This is a genomic window from Streptomyces nidicola, from assembly GCF_050106155.1.
Taxonomy (GTDB): domain Bacteria; phylum Actinomycetota; class Actinomycetes; order Streptomycetales; family Streptomycetaceae; genus Streptomyces.
In genome coordinates this window covers 1,017,780-1,034,522 of the sequence record NZ_JBNBPI010000001.1, presented here as the reverse complement: position 1 = coordinate 1,034,522, position 16,743 = coordinate 1,017,780, and the positions used below count along the sequence as shown (strand labels likewise).

Annotated in this window: 14 protein-coding genes; 7 read left to right on the top strand and 7 right to left on the bottom strand. The window is 71.6% G+C overall.

Annotated features, from left to right (window positions below; translation table 11 throughout):
• Positions 1 to 43 precede the first annotated feature (43 nt).
• Entirely contained in the window at positions 44 to 1,015 is a 972-nt protein-coding gene (locus tag ACOKM3_RS04835) for a quinone oxidoreductase family protein (protein ID WP_426897233.1), read from the top strand.
• A 305-nt stretch (positions 1,016 to 1,320) separates the two neighbouring features.
• Positions 1,321 to 2,727 carry a carotenoid oxygenase family protein gene (locus ACOKM3_RS04830; RefSeq protein ID WP_426897231.1) on the top strand — a complete coding sequence of 469 codons (1,407 nt, stop codon included), beginning with the start codon at positions 1,321 to 1,323 and terminating at the stop codon, positions 2,725 to 2,727.
• A gap of 229 nt (positions 2,728 to 2,956) precedes the next feature.
• On the opposite strand, the gene ACOKM3_RS04825 is transcribed toward ACOKM3_RS04830, so the two are convergent.
• The 3 genes from ACOKM3_RS04825 to ACOKM3_RS04815 all read right to left on the bottom strand — a co-directional run bounded on the left by ACOKM3_RS04825 (position 2,957) and on the right by ACOKM3_RS04815 (position 5,914).
• Positions 2,957 to 3,637: an enoyl-CoA hydratase-related protein gene (locus tag ACOKM3_RS04825; protein WP_426897229.1), complete on the bottom strand. Its 681-nt coding sequence runs from the start codon at positions 3,635 to 3,637 to the stop codon at positions 2,957 to 2,959.
• Between the two features lie 61 nt (positions 3,638 to 3,698).
• Complete coding sequence (locus tag ACOKM3_RS04820; protein WP_426897227.1) at positions 3,699 to 4,292, bottom strand: TetR/AcrR family transcriptional regulator; 594 nt, start codon at positions 4,290 to 4,292, stop codon at positions 3,699 to 3,701.
• 140 nt (positions 4,293 to 4,432) lie between these two features.
• Positions 4,433 to 5,914, bottom strand: coding sequence for an MFS transporter (locus tag ACOKM3_RS04815; protein WP_426897225.1), 1,482 nt, complete (start codon positions 5,912 to 5,914; stop codon positions 4,433 to 4,435).
• A 251-nt stretch (positions 5,915 to 6,165) separates the two neighbouring features.
• Here ACOKM3_RS04815 and ACOKM3_RS04810 point away from each other — a divergent pair, with 251 nt between their 5' ends.
• From ACOKM3_RS04810 to ACOKM3_RS04800, 3 genes are all read left to right on the top strand, one after another.
• Positions 6,166 to 6,789: a TetR/AcrR family transcriptional regulator gene (locus tag ACOKM3_RS04810; protein WP_426897223.1), complete on the top strand. Its 624-nt coding sequence runs from the start codon at positions 6,166 to 6,168 to the stop codon at positions 6,787 to 6,789.
• A gap of 221 nt (positions 6,790 to 7,010) precedes the next feature.
• Positions 7,011 to 9,290, top strand: a complete 2,280-nt coding sequence (locus ACOKM3_RS04805) for a family 78 glycoside hydrolase catalytic domain (RefSeq protein WP_426897221.1) — start codon at positions 7,011 to 7,013, stop codon at positions 9,288 to 9,290.
• Between the two features lie 14 nt (positions 9,291 to 9,304).
• Positions 9,305 to 10,561, top strand: a complete 1,257-nt coding sequence (locus ACOKM3_RS04800; protein WP_426897219.1) for a family 1 glycosylhydrolase — start codon at positions 9,305 to 9,307, stop codon at positions 10,559 to 10,561.
• Positions 10,562 to 10,572: 11 nt separating this feature from the next.
• Here ACOKM3_RS04800 and ACOKM3_RS04795 read toward each other — a convergent pair whose 3' ends face one another.
• Positions 10,573 to 11,577, bottom strand: a complete 1,005-nt coding sequence (locus tag ACOKM3_RS04795) for a LacI family DNA-binding transcriptional regulator (protein ID WP_426897217.1) — start codon at positions 11,575 to 11,577, stop codon at positions 10,573 to 10,575.
• A gap of 112 nt (positions 11,578 to 11,689) precedes the next feature.
• On the opposite strand from ACOKM3_RS04795, the gene ACOKM3_RS04790 reads away from it, so the two are divergent.
• Together ACOKM3_RS04790 and ACOKM3_RS04785 are read left to right on the top strand one after the other, a co-directional pair.
• Complete coding sequence (locus ACOKM3_RS04790; RefSeq protein ID WP_426897215.1) at positions 11,690 to 12,541, top strand: phytanoyl-CoA dioxygenase family protein; 852 nt, start codon at positions 11,690 to 11,692, stop codon at positions 12,539 to 12,541.
• Positions 12,534 to 13,997, top strand: coding sequence for a sugar porter family MFS transporter (locus tag ACOKM3_RS04785; protein ID WP_426897214.1), 1,464 nt, complete (start codon positions 12,534 to 12,536; stop codon positions 13,995 to 13,997). The genes ACOKM3_RS04790 and ACOKM3_RS04785 overlap by 8 nt, the downstream gene beginning before the upstream one ends.
• Here ACOKM3_RS04785 and ACOKM3_RS04780 read toward each other — a convergent pair.
• The 3 genes from ACOKM3_RS04780 to ACOKM3_RS04770 all read right to left on the bottom strand — a co-directional run bounded on the left by ACOKM3_RS04780 (position 13,949) and on the right by ACOKM3_RS04770 (position 16,743).
• On the bottom strand, positions 13,949 to 14,743 hold the full coding sequence (locus ACOKM3_RS04780) for an SDR family NAD(P)-dependent oxidoreductase (RefSeq protein ID WP_426897212.1): 795 nt from the start codon (positions 14,741 to 14,743) through the stop codon (positions 13,949 to 13,951). The two genes, ACOKM3_RS04785 and ACOKM3_RS04780, sit on opposite strands and share 49 nt — an antisense overlap.
• Positions 14,740 to 15,711 carry a fumarylacetoacetate hydrolase family protein gene (locus tag ACOKM3_RS04775; protein WP_426897210.1) on the bottom strand — a complete coding sequence of 324 codons (972 nt, stop codon included), beginning with the start codon at positions 15,709 to 15,711 and terminating at the stop codon, positions 14,740 to 14,742. The genes ACOKM3_RS04780 and ACOKM3_RS04775 overlap by 4 nt, the downstream gene beginning before the upstream one ends.
• A gap of 93 nt (positions 15,712 to 15,804) precedes the next feature.
• Complete coding sequence (locus ACOKM3_RS04770; protein ID WP_426897208.1) at positions 15,805 to 16,743, bottom strand: VOC family protein; 939 nt, start codon at positions 16,741 to 16,743, stop codon at positions 15,805 to 15,807.

Below are 16,743 nucleotides of genomic sequence, written 5' to 3'. Positions count from 1 at the left end.
ACAACGGAGACACCAGCGGGGACACGAACGGAGAACACAGCACGTGAGCACCACCGCAACGACATCCCGGGCCCTGCTCCTGGAGGAGTTCGGCACCCTGCCGCGCCTCACGGAGCGGGCCGTGCCCGAGCCGCGCCCCGGACGCACCCTCGTACGGATGGCGGCGGCCACCGTCGCCCACCTCGACATGAACATCCTCGACGGACAGTTCGGCATCCTGCCCGAGCTGCCGTTCATCCCCGGCACTCAGGGCAGCGGCCACGTCGTCGCCTCGGACACGCACCCCGAGGGCGCGCTGGTGCGGCTGCGCGGCGAAGGGCTCGGCCTGAGCCGGGACGGCGCCTGGACCGAGCACGCGCTCGTCCCGGACGCCGCCCTGGAGACCATGCCCGAGGGCACCGACCCCGCCCTCGCCTGCATCTACTTCTCACCGGTCGGCACCGCCTGGGCGACCGTCCACGCCATCGCCCAGGTGCGGCCGGGGGAGCGGGTCCTGGTCACCGGTGCGTCCGGCGCGGTCGGTGCCATGGCCGTTCAGCTCGCGGCGCGCGCCGGCGCCGAGGTGATCGGTGCGGTCGGCCGCCCGGCGAAGCTGCCGCACGTGCCCGGCGTCGCCAAGGCACTGCTCGCCTCGGACCTCTCCGAGGAAGCGATCGGCGGCGAGGTCGACGTGCTGATCGACACGGTCGGCGGCGAGATCCTGCGCAACGCCCTCACTCTGGTCCGCGGGCGCGGCCGGGCCGCACTCCTCGGCTACACGGCCGGCCGCGAGCTGAAGCTGGACCTCGCGGACTTCTTCCTCGCGGACGTCTCCCTGCTGCCCGTCAACATGATCTCGCGCGGCGAGGAGGTCGCCCCCGAGGTGCTGCGCCTGCTTCCCGAGCTGTCGTCGGGCGCGCTGTCGCTGCCGTACGAGCGGTACGGGATGGACGCGCTCGGCGAGGCGGTGGAGCGGCTGCGTACGGGCGCGGCGGTCGGCAAGATCGTGCTCGACCTGGAGGGCTCTGGGAAGTAGCTCCTGATGTACGGGAACGGGCCCCTCCGATCGGAGAAGGAGGAGGGTCAGCAGGACGAACAGGCTTGCCAGGCCCACAAGTCCTCTTCGGGCAAAGGAATGCACGGAACAACCTCCCAGGAGGTCGGGGCGATGGGGGAGGCCATGCTCCGCGGCAGGCGGCGGCCCCGCGACACTTTCGGTCTGCTCAACGGACCCGCTGTGCGGCCCAGTTGTCCGTTCCCGCCGGGGCTCGACCAGGACCGGTTTTCGGTGGAGGGTGGAGTCCTGGGCCACCCCCTGCCGGACCCGTCGAGGAGGCCGTCATGGCCGATCAGGGAAATCCGTATCTGCAAGGGCTGTTCGCGCCGGTGCGCGAGGAGGTCACCGCCTACGACCTGCCGGTGAGCGGGCGGATCCCCGACGGGCTCGACGGGAGGTATCTGCGCAACGGGCCCAATCCGCTGAACGTCGACGACCCGGCGGCGTACCACTGGTTCACCGGGCCCGGCATGGTGCACGGGGTGCGGCTGCGCGGCGGGCGCGCCGAGTGGTACCGGAACCGGTGGGTGCGCAACGACGCCATGGCCGCGACGCTCGGCGACAAGCCGCTGCACGGGCCGCGCCACCTCGACATGGACCTCGCGCCGAATACGCACATCCTGAACTTCGCCGGCCGCTACCTCGCCACCGTCGAGGGCGGCGCGCTGCCGTACGAGCTGGACGGCGAGCTCAACACCCTTGGCCCGTACGACTTCCAGGGCACGCTGCCGGGCGGGCTCGCCGCGCACACCACGGTCGATCCGGTCAGCGGTGAGCTGCACGCGGTGGCGTACTGCTGGGCGTATCCGTATGTGCAGTACCTGGTGGTCGGGACCGACGGGCGGGTACGGCGCAGGGTCGACGTGCCTGTCGACGGGCGGCCGATGATGCACGACTTCTCGCTCACCGCCTCGTACGTGCTCCTGTACGACCTGCCCGTCGTCTTCAACCCGGACGTCGCCACGTCACCCTCGTCCCTGCCCTACATCTGGGACCCGGAGCGCAAGCCGCGGCTCGGGGTGCTGCCGCGCGAGGGGCGCGCCGAGGACGTGCGCTGGCTTGAGGTCGAGCCGTGCTTCGTCTTCCACCCCATGAACGCGTACGAGGACGGGGACGGGCTCATCACGGTCCATCTGGTGCGCTACGACCGGCTGTTCGCGGGCCGGGACAGCCGCGGGCCGGACGAGACGCCGCCGCGACTCGTGCGGTGGACGGTCGATCTCGCTGCCGGGACCGTGCGCGAGGACGGCATCGACGAGCGGGCCGTGGAGTTCCCGCGGGTCGACCCGCGGCGCCAGACAGGTGCGCATCGTTACGGCTACGGGGTCCTCGAACCCGTCGACGGGTATGCGGCCGAGCGGGCCCGCGCCCACCTGCTGTCGCCCACCTCACCGGCGCCCGAGCTCGCCCAAGTCGGCGTCGGAATCGTCAAGTTCGACCTGGAGCGCGGCGGCACCGAGGTGCACCGCTTCCATGCGGGCGGGGACGTCGGCGAGGGCGTGTTCGTGCCATCGGCGGACAGCGACGCGGAGGACGACGGGTGGATCCTGTCGTACGTCTTCGACCCCGAGCGAGGCGCCACGGACCTGGTGGTCCTCGCCGCCCAGGACCTGAGCGGCGGGCCCGTCGCACGGGTGCATCTGCCGGTACGGGTTCCGGTGGGGTTCCACGGGAACTGGGTGGCGGACTAGGGTCTGTCGTTTGGATCAGGCCGGATCAGGGAGCGGGGTAATGGGGCCTCCCCTGCTCGAGCGAAGCCGAGAGCTTGGGGAAGCGTGTGATCGCAAGGCGGAGGAGGGAGGCGACGCGGAGCGTCGTCGACCGACGACAACGCCGCGAGCGTGCGTGCCAGACCCCGCGAGCCCGGCCTGATCCAAACGACAGGCCCTAGGTGAGTTGAGCCGGGGCGGGGCGGCGTGGTCAGCCGAGCGGGTTGGTGGTGTCGCGCAGAGTGGTCAGGGCCGGGGCGTACATGCGGGCCTTGATGGTGCCGAGGGTGTCGCCGGCCTTGGTCACCTGTGCCTGGGCGAGCTCGATCGCGGTGGAGCGCACGGCGTCCTCGGCGACCGCCTGATCGACGATGCCGGCGGCCGCGGCGTCGGTGCCACCGTAGCGGCGGGCGGTGAGCATGGCCTCGTGCGCGGTCCGCGGCGTGAGGCGGGACTGGATCAGGGCGGACATGCCGGGCGTGAAGGGGATGTTGATGTCCGCCTCGGGCAGACACCAGAAGCCGCGGTCGGCGCGCATCACGCGGAAGTCGTGCGCGAGGGAGAACATGGCGCCGGCGGCGAAGGTGTGTCCCTGCAGCGCGGCCACCGTGATGACCGGCAGCGACAGCATCCGTGCGAACAGCTCGTGGACGGTGACGACGTAGTTCTCGTGCTGGTCGGCGTGCGCCAACACCCATTCCAGGTCGAGCCCGTTGGAGTAGAACTTGCCGGTGGCGGTGGTGACCAGGGCGCGCGGGCCCTCCGCCTTCTCCACCTCGTCGAGCGCGGCGCCGACGGCGGTGAGCCAGTCGGGGTGGAAACGGTTCTCGCCGTCTCCGAGGTCGAGGACGAAGACGTTGTCGTGGCGGTCGAGCGTGGGTGTGGCGGTCATGGCGACTCCTTCGGGGTGTGCGGGACAAGTGGTGGGGCGGCTGACCCGGTCGAGGCGGTGGTCAGGTGCCGGGGCGCTCGCGCAGGGCGTACAGGAGGAGATCGTGGATCTCGGCGGCGGCCGCCTCGATCGGGGCGGTGCTCTGCTCGGCACGGCACATGACGACCGCGCCCTCGACCGCGGCGATGATGAAGGCGCCCAGCCTGCGGCTGCGTTCCTCGCTCAGGCCGTGCCGGACGAGGAGTCCCGCGAGGGCCTCCTGCCAGCGGGCGAAGACGGCGGCGGCGGAGCGGGCGAGCTGCGGCGCGTCGTCGTTGGTCTCGACGGCCACCGCCACGATCGGACAGCCGGCCCGAAAGCCGCTCTCCACGAGCCGCTCGCGCCACAGCACGAAGAACGCGTCGACGGCCACCACGGGATCGTCGGCCTGCATCGCCGCCTCGATGAGTCCGGCGATGATGTTCCCGGCCAGGGTCACCGCCTCGTCGATGAGCTGCGCCCGCCCGCCGGGGAAGTGGTAGTACACCGAGCCGCGCGGCGCACCGCTGTGGGCGAGGACCCGGTCGACGCTGGTCGCGCTCGCCCCGTACTCGCGCAGCAGTGCGGCGGCGCTTAGGACCATCCGGTCCCGGCTGTCACTCTTGCGCGGGCTCACCTGTCCCCCCCACCTCTGACGACGACGCGCCCCACCGTCGAGCGGTGGGCCGCCTTGGCTACCTGTCAGTAACTTAAGGTGTATGGCATAGAACAGGCAAGAGGGGGGCGGTCGTCGAGTCGCGCCGAGGGGGTGCGGTGTCAGGCCAACTGTCCTGCGGGCAGCGGCTCTTCGTTCTCCGGATCGCGCAGCGGCGGGATGAACAGGGACAGCAGGAGGGCCGTCAGCGTGACCAGGGCGCCGAGCCAGAAGATCCAGGAGTAGCCGGTGTCCTGGTAGAAGGCGGTGCCCTTGACGACGGTGCTGTCCGAGGCGAGGACGGCGTAGGCGCCGGCGGTGAGGATGGTGCCGAACAGGCTGATCAGCATGTTGAGCATGCCGCTGCCCAGGCCCTGTTCCTCGCGGGAGACGACGCCGACCACAAGGGCGGGCGCTCCGGCCACCACGACGCCGGCGCCGACGTTGGCGACGCAGGACGTGAGGATGAGTTCCAGTTCGTTGCCGTGGTGGAAGCCGACGAGGGTGTAGCCGATCGCCATCACGGCCAGTCCTGCGCACCACACCCCCCGGACGTCGAAGCTGCGCAGCGCGCGGCTGATGAGCAGCCCCGTGCCGAACATGACCAGGTTCCAGCTCGCGCTGACGACCGCGTTGTGGTGGGCCGTCCAGCCGAGTCCCGCGGAGACGCCGGGGATGTGGGGGTAGAGGGCGAGCAGGATGGCGATGCCCGGCATGGTGAAGGCGACCGTCTGGGCGAGGCCGCCCGCGGTGAGCGCGAGAGCCACCGGCCGGCGGCGCAGCACCCCCAGGTCGAGGATCGGGTGGGCGCTGGCGCGCTCCACGAACAGGAAGCCGATCAGCGCGGCGGCGCCCGCGCCCAGCCAGCCGAGGGTCCGCGGATCGGACCAGCCCCAGCTCTGCCCCTGGCCGACGGCGTACACCACGGCCGTCAGACCGCCGCCGAGCGTGAGCCCGCCCAGCCAGTCGAAGCCGGACTCGAAGGCGTGCCGCGGGGTCTCCGGGACCAGCAGCGCGACGAGGGCGAAGGCGACGGCGGTCGCGGCGGCGAGGAACCAAAGGGCGCCCCGGTAGCCCCAGTTGTCGACCAGCCAGCCCGCGAGGAACGGCGAGCCGAGCCCCACCAGGCCGACACTGCTGCCCATGAGACCGCTGGCCTGCTTGACGAGCCGGGGCGGAAAGACGTCCCGTATCGCGGCGAACGACAGCGCGCCGAACGGCCCGTAGAACCCGGCGATCGCCCGGCCCGCGAGGACGAGCCAGAAACTACCGGCCAGCGCGGCGAGCGCCTCGCCGAGGGCGCCCAGGGCGGTCATCGCGAGCATGACGCGCTTCTTGCCGTACAGATCGCCGAACTTGATGACGAACGGGGTGAGCAGCGTGGACACCAGGGTGAGCGTCAGGCCGAACCAGGCCACCTGCGTGGTGTGGAACGCCTGCGCGACCCCTGCCGTGGCATTGGCGCCGAGAATGCCGCCCGCCGCGAGCAGTTGGGTCGGCCAGGCGAGGGCGATGAGCAGCAGGACGAGGCGGGGAGTCCACCGTCCGTCCGTGTCGACGCGGGGCGCGCGGTCGACCGAGGGGCTTGATGACATCGGCGTCATGCCAGCCCTCCTTTCACGGAGGTGCCGAGGAAATGGGAGGCGGCGTGGGGGTGCGCGGAGGGCCGGCCCGGTGCGCCGGGCCGCCGTCGGAAGGCATGGCGGCGCGTCCGTCCGTCGTCGCGTGACGTCGATGATGGCCCCAATGCCTAGTGCTCGCTAGGTATCGGGAGTGTGACCCACGTCACGGGGGGGGGGCGGATGGTGTGTTCGCCGCCGGACGATGTCGGACGGCTCGCCGGTACCGTTCTCCCATGGCGACACCCAGGGGGCCGCGCGGCCACTACACGGCAGGCCGGGCGCGGCGTACGCAGATTCTGGAAGCGGCGCTCCTGCGCTTCGGCAGGGACGGCTACCGCAAGACCTCCCTCGCGCGCGTCGCCCGTGACGCCGAGATCACCGATGCCGGACTGCTGCACCACTTCCGCGACAAGCAGCAGTTGCTGATGGCGGTCGTCGCGTACTGGCACGAGCGCATGGACGTGCAGTGGGAGCGGGTCTCGGACTCCGTGCGGGACGCCTTCCGCTGCCACCTCGAGGACACGGTGGAGCGGCTGGCCATGCCCGGCATGATCGAGTTGGCCGTCGTTCTCACCGCCGAGGCCACGGCGCCCGACCACCCCGCCCATGACCACTTCACCGACTGGCAGGAGAAGGGTGTGAGGGAACTCGCCGACCGGCTCCGGGACGGCAGTCGGCAGGGTGAGCTCCGCGGTGGCCTGGACCACGAGGGCATCGCGCGCGAATGCGCCGCCATGGACGCGGGGTTGATGCAGCAGTGGCTGGCCGGTGGGCGGGAGTTCGATCTCGTGGCCGTGATGCGGGGGCATCTCGATCGGCTGATGCGAGGCATCTCCGCTGATGGGCAGGGGTTGTAGAGGGCGGCGCCTGCTGGTTGCGCCGGTGGTCGGCGCGCGGGTCTTTAGGTGCCGGCCTCGCGCTTGTTTGCCATGTACGCACCATTCTGTGCGTCGTTGACCTCGTGACGGCGGGTTCCAGGTGTGGCGCAGGTCACTCCACTGAACACCTAGTAATCACTAAGTGTTCGCCGCATGATCGATGCTGCTCATCCCCGGCGCTGAGGAAGGCCGCCATCGCCATGCAGCACCACCACTGGACCGCACGGGTCGTCAGTCCCCGTCCCACCGCTCCCGCCGCCCTGCTGCGGGGCGAGTTCGCCGCACGTGCCTCCGTGCGGTCGGCCCGGCTCCTGGTCACCGCCCTCGGTGTCTACGAACTGGAGGTCAACGGCGCCGTGGTGGGCGACCATGTCCTGGCGCCCGGCTGGACGAGCTACCACCACCGCCACCGCTATCAGACCTTCGACGTCACCGGACTGATCCGCGAGGGCCGCAACGCCTGGGGCGCCCACCTCGCCGACGGCTGGTACCGGGGCCTGCTCGGGTTCAACGGCGGCACCCGTGACATCTACGGCGAGCGGACCGGCCTCCTCGCCGAACTGCACATCGAGTACGCCGACGGATCGACCGACACCGTCACCACCGGGGACGACTGGCGCTGGAGCCCCGGGCCCGTCCTCGCCGCCGGACTGTACGAAGGTGAGGAGTACGACGCCCGCCGCGAGCAAGTCGGCTTCAGCGGGCCCGACTTCGACGCCACGGACTGGCAGCCGGTCGACGTCCTGGACTTCGACACCGCCGTCCTCTTCCCGGCCGACAGCCCGCCGGTCCGCCGCACCCGACTCCTCCCGCCCGTCGCGGTCACCACTTCACCCGGCGGCCGGACGATCCTCGACTTCGGCCAGAACCTCGTCGGCCGGCTGCGCCTCCGCGTCCGTGGCGAGGCGGGTCGCACGCTCACCCTGCGCCATGCGGAGGTCCTCGAAGGCGGCGAGTTGTGCACGCGCCCGCTGCGGCACGCCACCGCCACCGACCGCTACACCCTGCGCGGCGACCCGGCGGGGGAGGAGTGGGAACCCCGCTTCACCTTCCACGGATTCCGCTACGCCGAGGTGGACGGCCTGCCCGGCGCCCTCGACCCCGATGACATCACCGCCGTCGTCCTGCACAGCGACCTGCGCCGCACCGGCTGGTTCTCCTGCTCCGACGACTCCCTCAACCGCCTGCACGAGAACGTCACTTGGGGAATGCGCGGCAACTTCCTCGACGTCCCCACCGACTGCCCCCAGCGCGACGAACGGCTCGGCTGGACCGGCGACGTCCAGGTCTTCGCCCCCACGGCCGCCTTCCTCTACGACGTCCGCGACTTCCTGCGCTCCTGGCTGCGCGACCTGGCCGCCGACCAGGGCGAGGACGAACGCGGCATCCCGCCGGTGTTCACCCCCGACATCCCGGTGAAGATCCCCGTACCGGTCCCGCCCGGAAACCCGCCGATGGCCGGCTGGTGCGACGCGGCCGTCATCGTCCCCTGGGTGCTGTACGAGCGGTACGGGGACACCGACGTGCTGCGCGCCCAGTACGCCTCCATGTGTGCTTGGGTCGACGCCGTCGACCGCATCGCCGGGCCCGGCCATGTCTGGGGCGAGGGTTTCCAGTTCGGCGACTGGCTGGACCCGACCGCCCCGGCCGACGACCCCGGCCGGGCCATGACACCGTCCACCCTCGTCGCCACCGCGTACTTCGCGCACTCCGCGAGGCTGCTGGCCAGGACCGCCGAAATCCTGGGGGAGAAGGGCGACGCGGCGCGCTACCACGCCCTGGCCGACGCCGTCCGCGCCGCCTTCCTCGACCGATTCCACGCCGGCGGCGGACGTCTGACCGAGGAGACCCAGACCGCGTACGCCCTCGCCCTGTGCTTCCGTCTGCTCGACGACGACACCGAGCGGGCCACCGCCGGACAGCGCCTCGCGGACCTCGTCGCCGCACGCGGCCACCGCATCGGCACCGGCTTCCTCGGCACACCCCTCGTGTGCGACGCGCTCACCGACACCGGTCAACTGGAGGCCGCATACGGCCTGTTGACCCAGCGGGCGTGCCCGTCGTGGCTGTACCAGGTCGACATGGGTGCCACCACCGTGTGGGAACGCTGGGACAGCATGCTGCCCGACGGTGGCATCAACCCCGGCGAGATGACCTCCTTCAACCACTACGCGCTCGGCGCGGTCGCCGACTGGATCCACCGCACCGTCGCGGGCCTGGCACCCGCCGCGCCGGGCTACCGCCGCCTCCTGATCCGGCCCCGCCCCGGCGGCGGCCTCACCTGGGCGCGCGCCGAGCACGACACACCGTACGGCCGGGCCGAGACCGGATGGGAGGTCACAGGCGCCACCCTGCGCGTCGACGTCCTCGTACCCCCGCAGGTCACCGCGGTCGTCGACCTGCCGGGCATGGCGGACGTGGAGGTCGGCCCCGGACGGCACGCCTTCCACACACCGTGGCCCGCGCCCCAACTCCCGTAACGCAAGGAGCACTCATGACTCACACCGGCCTGCCCGACGACTTCCTGTGGGGCGTCGCCACCGCGGGACACCAGAACGAGGGCGACAACACCGCCAGTGACACCTGGTTCCTGGAACACACGACACCCTCTCTCTTCCGGGAGCCGAGCGGGCCCGCGTGCCGGGGATACGAGCAGTGGGCCTCGGACCTCGACCTCGCCGCGGGACTCGGGCTCAACGCCTTCCGGTTCTCCGTCGAATGGGCCCGTATCGAACCGGAGCGGGGTGTCGTCTCCGCCGAGGCACTCGACCACTACGAGCGCAAGGTCGACGGGTGTCTCGAACGCGGCCTCGCGCCCCTCGTCACGTTCAATCACTTCACCGGACCGCACTGGTTCGCGGCGGCCGGGTCCTGGACCGGGGCCGACGCCCCGGCCCGCTTCGCCGAGCAGTGCGACCGCGTCATGGCCCGCTTCGGCGACCGGATCGCGTACGCCGTCACCCTCAACGAACCCAACCTGGAACAGCTGTTGCAGGCCGGCGGGAAGCTCCCGGCGGAGGCGGAGCAGCTCAAGACGCGGATGCTGGCGGCAGCCGCACGGGCCGCCGGCACCGGCACGTACGCCAGCGCGAACGTCATCCCCGCCGACCGGCAGGACGAGTTCCAGGAGGCGTTCACCCGCGCGCACCGCGCCGCCCGCGAAGCCATCAAGGCGCGCCGCGGCGACCTGCCCGTCGGAGTGTCCATCGCCATCGCCGACGAGGTGGCGGCCCCCGGAGGCGAGGCACGCAGGGACGCCAAGCGCGCCGCCGTGTACGACCACTGGCTGCGCGAGGCACGCCACGACGACTTCATCGGCGTGCAGAACTACGAGCGCATCGTCCACGGCCCCGACGGCGAGATCCGCGGCGAGGGCGAACTCAACGGCATGGGCACCGTCATCGCCCCCGGTTCGCTCGCCGGCGCCGCGCGCTACGCCCACGAGGTGTCCGGTGTCCCGGTCCTCGTCACGGAGCACGGCATCCAGACCGCCGACGACACCCGGCGCGCCGCCTTCGTCCCCGCCGCCGTCGACGCCCTCGCGGCCGAGGTGCGATCCGGCACACCCGTCCTCGGCTACTGCCACTGGACGCTGATGGACAACTTCGAGTGGATCTTCGGATACGGCGCTCAACTCGGCCTGCACGAAGTCGACCGCGCCACCTTCCAGCGGCGCCCGAAGCCGAGCGCGAAGGCCTACGCGGAGGTCGTGCGCAGCCACCGTGGAGCGCTGGGGGCCACCCGGAACTGACGACGGTCGGCTCAGGCCGTCCCGCGCCTCACCAGCCGGTGCGGCACGGTCAGTTCCTGTGGAGGGACGTCGTTGCTGGGGCTGTAGATGCGGTCCGCCAGGCACTGCAGTGACCGCTCGGCGATCTGCTGCTTGTCGGGAGCGATGGTGGTCAGGGGCGGATGGCTGTAACGGCCGTCCTCGATGTCGTCGAAGCCGACGATCGCGATGTCCTCGGGCACGCGCAGGCCGCGTTCGTGCGCCACGTGCAGGGCGCCCAGGGCGAGTTCGTCGCTGAAGGCGAACACGGCGTCGGGGGCGGCGGATCCGTCGAGCAGCTCGGCCATGGCGCGGGCGCCGTCCGCGCGGTGCAGTGCGGCCACGGGGCGCTGGGCGTCCGGGAGTTGGGGGAGCCCGGCGCGCTCCAGTGCCCGGCCGTAGCCCTCGGCACGCAGCAGGGCCGTCCCGTTGTGCAGGTGTGGCTGGAGGCCGATGGCGGCGATGCGGCGCCGGCCGAGCTCGATCAGGTGAGTGGTGGCCTCGTCGGCGGCGGTGACGTTGTCGACGGCGACGCGGTCGGCCGCGCCCTGCGGGCTGCGCTCGCCGAGCAGGACGAGCGGGACGGACGGTGCGGTGGCGGCGAGTTCGGCCGGGTCCAGCGCCCAGGGGCTGATGATGAGGCCGTCGACGGCGCGCCCGCCGCCCTGGGTGAGCAGGCGGCGCTCGGCGTCGGCGTCGCCCCGGGTCTGGTCTATGACCACGGTCCAGGAGCGGCGCTGCGCCTCGTCGACCAGGAGGCCCGCCAGTTCGCCGAAGTAGGGCGAGTGCAGCTCGGGGATGGCCAGGCCGATGATGCCGGTGCGGCCCGCGCGCAGGCTGCGGGCGGCGAGGTTGGGCCGGTAGCCGAGCTCGTCGATCGCCTCCTGGACGCGCCGTCGGGTCTCCGCCGCCACCGAGGCGGACCCACTGACCACATTGGACACGGTGCGCGTGGAGACGCCCGCCCGGGCGGCCACGTCCTTCAGACGACTGCTCACCCGGTCATCCTTTCATGCGGCGCCCCCGGAAAACTGCTGCTCCGAGGGTATTGCAACGTTGCATTCATCGATGCAATCTAGTGGCGGAACTTCCGCTTGCAAGGAGGCAAGGATGACTGTGTCCGCATTCCCCGGCGTCAGCCCCGCCGATCAGGACGTCGACGTGACGCGGGACGTGGCGAACCTGTACGGGGACGGCATCACGGCGCGGAAGGGCGCCTTCACCACCGAGTGGGCCGACCGGATGCGCGAGGACATCGAGGCCGCCTACGAGGAGGCCCGCTCCCGGCCGGGCGGCGCCGTGGGCCGCGGCCCGAACCGCTACTACGTGGAGATCCACCCCGAGCAGCTGCGCGGCTTCGTCGACCTCGTCGACCACCCGTGGGTGCGGTCGGTGGCCACCGCGGTCCTCGGCCCGGACTACCGCATCGTCGAACTCGGCTTCGACGTACCCCTCGAAGGCGCCGTGAACCAGCCCTGGCACCGGGACTTCCCCATCCCCGACGAGACGCGGAACGAGCGCCGCCTTACCTCGCTCGCCTTCAACGTCACCGCCGTCGACACCGCCGAGGACATGGGCCCCTTCGAGATCGCGCCCGGCACCCAGTGGGACGACGAACCCGACTTCGAGCACGGCATGTTCCCGCCCCGCGAGCGCTACGGTCGCTACGAGGAGCGCGCGGTCCGCAAGTACCCGCAGCGCGGCGACATCTCGGCCCGCACCGCGCTGACCATCCACCGCGGCACCAAGAACGAGTCGGCCAAGGCCCGGCCCGTCCTGATCCTCGGCCTCGACGGCCCGGAGGCGAGCAACGGCGACCGGCACGACACCGCCGTCACCCGCACGTTCTGGGAGTCGCTGCCCGAGCGGGTGCGCCGCCACCTGGACTGCCCGGTCGTCGACGAACTGACGCCCGTCACCCAGAAGCACACCATCGAGGGTCTGGTCATGGGCGATGCCTGAGGCGGCCACGGAGGCCGACCGCCCCGCGGGTGGCGGACGCACCCCGGTGCTGGTCTACGCCGTCGCCGCCGTCTCGGCGCTGGGCGGCCTGCTCTTCGGCTACGACACCGGCATCATCTCCGGCGCCCTGCTCCACCTGCGCGAGGACCTCGACCTCTCCTCCCGCGAGCAGGAGATCGTCGTCAGCGTCATCCTGCTCGGTGCGATGGTCGGCGCCCTGCTCTCGGGGCGCGCGGCGGTACGGCACGGCCGGCGCAAGGTGGTGGCGACAGTCGCGGTGATCTTCGCCGTCGGAGCCGTCGCCGCCGCGCTCGCCCCCGATGTGTCGACGCTGATCGCCGCGCGCTTCGTGCTCGGGCTCGCGGTGGGCGGCGCGTCCAACATGGTGCCCGTCTACATCGCCGAACTGGCGCCGGCGGCCGTACGCGGCCGGCTCATGGTGCTCTTCCAGCTGATGGTCGCCATCGGACAGCTCATCGCCTACCTGTGCGGCTGGGCCCTGGCGGGCAGCGGCGGCTGGCGGGTCATGTTCGCCCTCGCCGTCATCCCCGCACTCGCCCTGGCCGTCGGCATGCTGCCGCTGCCGGAGAGCCCGCGCTGGCTCATCGAGCAGGGAAGGGCCGACGACGCGGAGCGCACCCTGCGACGACTGCGGCCCGCGGGCGCGGACGTGGCCGCGGAGGCGGCCGAGATCGCCGCGGTGTCGAACAACACCCCGGCGGGCGGCGGCAGTTGGCGGCAACTCCGACAGCGGTGGCTGCGCCCGGCCCTCCTGATCGCCCTCGGCATCGCGGCGTTCTCCCAGCTCACCGGGATCAACGCCATCGTCTACTACGCCCCGACGATCCTGGACGACGCGGGCTTCGGTGACTCGGTGGCGCTGCTCACCGGCATCGGCATCGGCGCGATGCTCGTCGTGGCGGGCATCGTCGGTGCCATCGCGGTCGACAAGGCCGGACGGCGCCGCACGATGCTGTGGTTCCTGCCGGGCTCCGCGCTCGCCATGGTGGTGCTCGCGGCGGCCTTCGCGACCTCCTCCGGATCGACGGCCCAGCGCTGGACCGTGATCATCTCCCTGTTCGCGTACATCCTGTTCAACGGGGTGGGCATGCAGGCCGTCGTCTGGCTCATCGGCCCGGAGATCCTGCCGCTGGGCGTGCGCGGCCCGGCCACCAGCCTGGCCACGCTGTCGGTGTGGGGCTTCGACCTCCTCATCGCCATGACCGCGCTGACGGCCATCAACACCGTCGGCCGCTCAGGCACCTTCCTGTTCTACGCGCTGATGAACGTGGCCTGCATCGTCTTCGTCGTACTGAAGGTCCCGGAGACGAAGGGCCGCAGCCTGGAGCGCATCGAGCAGGCGCTGCACAGCCCGCTGCCCTTCCGCCGGGCACTGGACGACGACGGTCAGGGTGTGTCCGAGGCCTCGGACAGCCGCGCCGGTGCGGCGGTGTGAGCGTCCGGTGTACCCGCCCGCAGCGCGTCGGAGATGGACTTGGTGCCGCCGTGGGCGGTGTATCCACCGTCGACCGGGATCTCGGCCCCGGTGATGAACGACGCCTCGTCCGACAGCAGGAACGTGACGAGCGGGGTGATCTCGTCGACCGTGCCCGTGCGGCCCAGCGGGGTCTCGCGCAGGTTGCTCTCGCGGAAGGCGGGGGCGGCCGACGCGGTCATCTCCGTCTCGATGAAGCCCGGATGGATCGTGTTGACGCGGATGCCGCGCGGGCCGAGTTCGAGCGCCGCCGTCTTCGACAGTCCGCGCAGCGCCCACTTGCTGGCCGTGTACGCGACCGGGTAATGGGCGGTGAGCGCGGCGGACGAGCCGACGTTGACGATCGAGGCACCGGGCGGCATCAGCGGGGTGAGGTGCTGGATGCCGAGGAGCGGCCCCGTGACGTTCACGGCGTGCACGCGGGCGAAGTCCTCGGCGCGCACCTCGTCGAGGCGGGCGCGCCAGGTGATGCCCGCGTTGTTGACCAGGCCGTGGACCTGGCCGTACGACTCCCGTAGTTGCGCGGCGAGTTGGGCCCACTGCGCCTCGTCGGTGACGTCGAGCGGGCGGATCCCCGGCCCCTCGGTGACGTCCGTCGCGATGACGTGGGCGCCCTCGCGGGTGAGGGCCGCGGCCTCGGCGGCGCCCTGGCCGCGGGCCGCGCCGGTCACGACCACGACCCGGCCCGCAAGGCGCTTCGAGGTCATGGACGCTCCCGCGTGCGGCGACGGCCGGCCGGGAGCGGCACCGGGGCCGCGCCCTCGACGACGGTGTTGGAGAGGGAGCCGACGGCCTCGACCGTGAGGGTGACGGTGTCCCCGGGCTTCAGCGGTGGCGGGGACTGCTCGCCGCGCCTGCCCCACAGTTCGGCGAGGCAGCCGCCGTTGCCGCATGTGCCGGATCCCAGGATGTCACCGGGGCGGACGACGGTGCCGCGCGAGGCGTAGGCGACCATCTCCTCGAAGGTCCAACTCATGTTGGAGAGCAGGTCCTTGCCGATCGTCTCGCCGTTGACCTCGGCCGTCAGCGCCAGGCGCAGCAGACCGTCCGCGTCGCGGTACGGCTCCAGTTCGTCGGCGGTGACCAGGTACGGGCCGAGTGTGGTCGCCGTGTCCTTGCCCTTGCAGGGGCCGAGGCCGACCTTCATCTCGGCGGACTGGAGGTCGCGGGCCGACCAGTCGTTGAAGACCGTGTAGCCGATGATGTGTTCGCGGGCCTCTTCGGGGGTGAGGTCGCGGCCCTCGCGGCCGATGACGACGGCGACCTCGAGTTCGTAGTCGAGGACGGTCGAGCCGGGTGGCATCGGGATGTCCTCGCCCGGCCCGTAGACGGCGTACGGGTTCGTGAAGTAGAAGGTCGGCGCCGCGTACCACTGCTCGGGTACGCCCGCGACACCGTCCACGGACTTGCGCACACCTTCGACGTGTTCCTCGAAGGCGACGAAGTCCCGTACGGAGGGCGGCTGGAGGGGCGGGAGCAGCCGCACCTCGGAGACCTGCGGGCCGGGCGGTCCGGCGAGCGCGGCGGTACCGGCGTCGAGGAGGGCCGGCAGGCCGCCGGAGGACTGGATCAGGTCGGCGAGGGAGTCGGCGCCGGGCACCGGGTACAGGGTGTCGTCCTCGGTGACGACGGCGACGCGGGTGCGCTGTTGGTGTTCATAGGTGGCGAATCGCATGCGGGCTCCTGGCGGGCGCGACGGAACCGGGGGCGCGGCGGGTGTGTCAGGGCATGGACAGGGCGCCGCCGCACCCCCGGAAATCGGGTGGGGTCAGACCGGCGGGGCGATGAACACACCGCGGTCGGGGTCGTTGAACGACTCCTTGGCGACCAGCTCGTTCATCGCGTTCGCGGTGCCCCACTGGTCGGTGACCTCGGGCTTCGAGAAGTCGTAGACGTGCGGGTGCCAGGTGTCCTCGTCCAGCAGCTCCAACTCCGTCGTGTACTCGACGGTGTTGCCGTGCGGGTCGAGGAAGTACGTGAACGTGTTGTCGCCCGCCATGTGCCGACCCGGGCCCCAGACCTTCTTGAACCCGGCGCGCATCACACGGCCGGAACCGCGCATGTACTCGTCCAGGCCGCGCATCTCGAAGGAGACGTGGTGCAGCGCGGTGTGCGGGCCCTGCGCGATGGCCATCGAGTGGTGCTGATTGGAGATCCGCATGAAGTGCATGACCTCACCCATGTGCGGCGAGGACAGGGTGTCGGACAGCGCGAAGCCGAGGTGGCGCTCGTACCACTCCCGGGTCTTGTTCAGATCCGGGGAGTTGAGGACGACGTGGGAGAGCTTGACCGGGATGGCCTCCTTCTCCTCGATCTTGCGGTGCTGCCGGACCTCGACGTCGGCGGAGACCTCGATGGTGCGCCCGTCGACGTCGAAGAAGCGAAAGCCGTAGCCGCCGCCGGGGGTGTCGACCTTGCCCGGCTGCGAGATCAACTGCACGCCACCTGCGAGGAGTTGCTCTGCGAGTGTGTCCACGTCCGCCGCGCTGGCGGCTCCGTAGGAGACGAGGTCGAGGCGCTTTTCGTCGGCCTCGCGCAGGCGCACCACGTACTGCTCGGGGGAGCCCTCGGCGGCCAGGAAGGAGATGCCGGAGTCCTCGGCGACCTTGGACAGGCCCCAGACGCCGGAGTAGAAGTCGAGCTGCTTGTCGTAGTCGGGCACGGCGAGGTCGACGTGGCGGAGGTGGGTGAGCAGGCGTCCACTCAT

Coding starts and splice junctions, on each gene's coding strand:
- ACOKM3_RS04805 (WP_426897221.1), top strand. CDS start 7,011: ATGCAGCACCACCACTGGACCGCACGGGTCGTCAGTCCCCGTCCCACC.
- ACOKM3_RS04830 (WP_426897231.1), top strand. CDS start 1,321: ATGGCCGATCAGGGAAATCCGTATCTGCAAGGGCTGTTCGCGCCGGTG.
- ACOKM3_RS04790 (WP_426897215.1), top strand. CDS start 11,690: ATGACTGTGTCCGCATTCCCCGGCGTCAGCCCCGCCGATCAGGACGTC.
- ACOKM3_RS04780 (WP_426897212.1), bottom strand. CDS start 14,743: ATGACCTCGAAGCGCCTTGCGGGCCGGGTCGTGGTCGTGACCGGCGCG.
- ACOKM3_RS04825 (WP_426897229.1), bottom strand. CDS start 3,637: ATGACCGCCACACCCACGCTCGACCGCCACGACAACGTCTTCGTCCTC.
- ACOKM3_RS04800 (WP_426897219.1), top strand. CDS start 9,305: ATGACTCACACCGGCCTGCCCGACGACTTCCTGTGGGGCGTCGCCACC.
- ACOKM3_RS04775 (WP_426897210.1), bottom strand. CDS start 15,711: ATGCGATTCGCCACCTATGAACACCAACAGCGCACCCGCGTCGCCGTC.
- ACOKM3_RS04770 (WP_426897208.1), bottom strand. CDS start 16,743: ATGAGTGGACGCCTGCTCACCCACCTCCGCCACGTCGACCTCGCCGTG.
- ACOKM3_RS04785 (WP_426897214.1), top strand. CDS start 12,534: ATGCCTGAGGCGGCCACGGAGGCCGACCGCCCCGCGGGTGGCGGACGC.
- ACOKM3_RS04815 (WP_426897225.1), bottom strand. CDS start 5,914: ATGACGCCGATGTCATCAAGCCCCTCGGTCGACCGCGCGCCCCGCGTC.
- ACOKM3_RS04810 (WP_426897223.1), top strand. CDS start 6,166: ATGGCGACACCCAGGGGGCCGCGCGGCCACTACACGGCAGGCCGGGCG.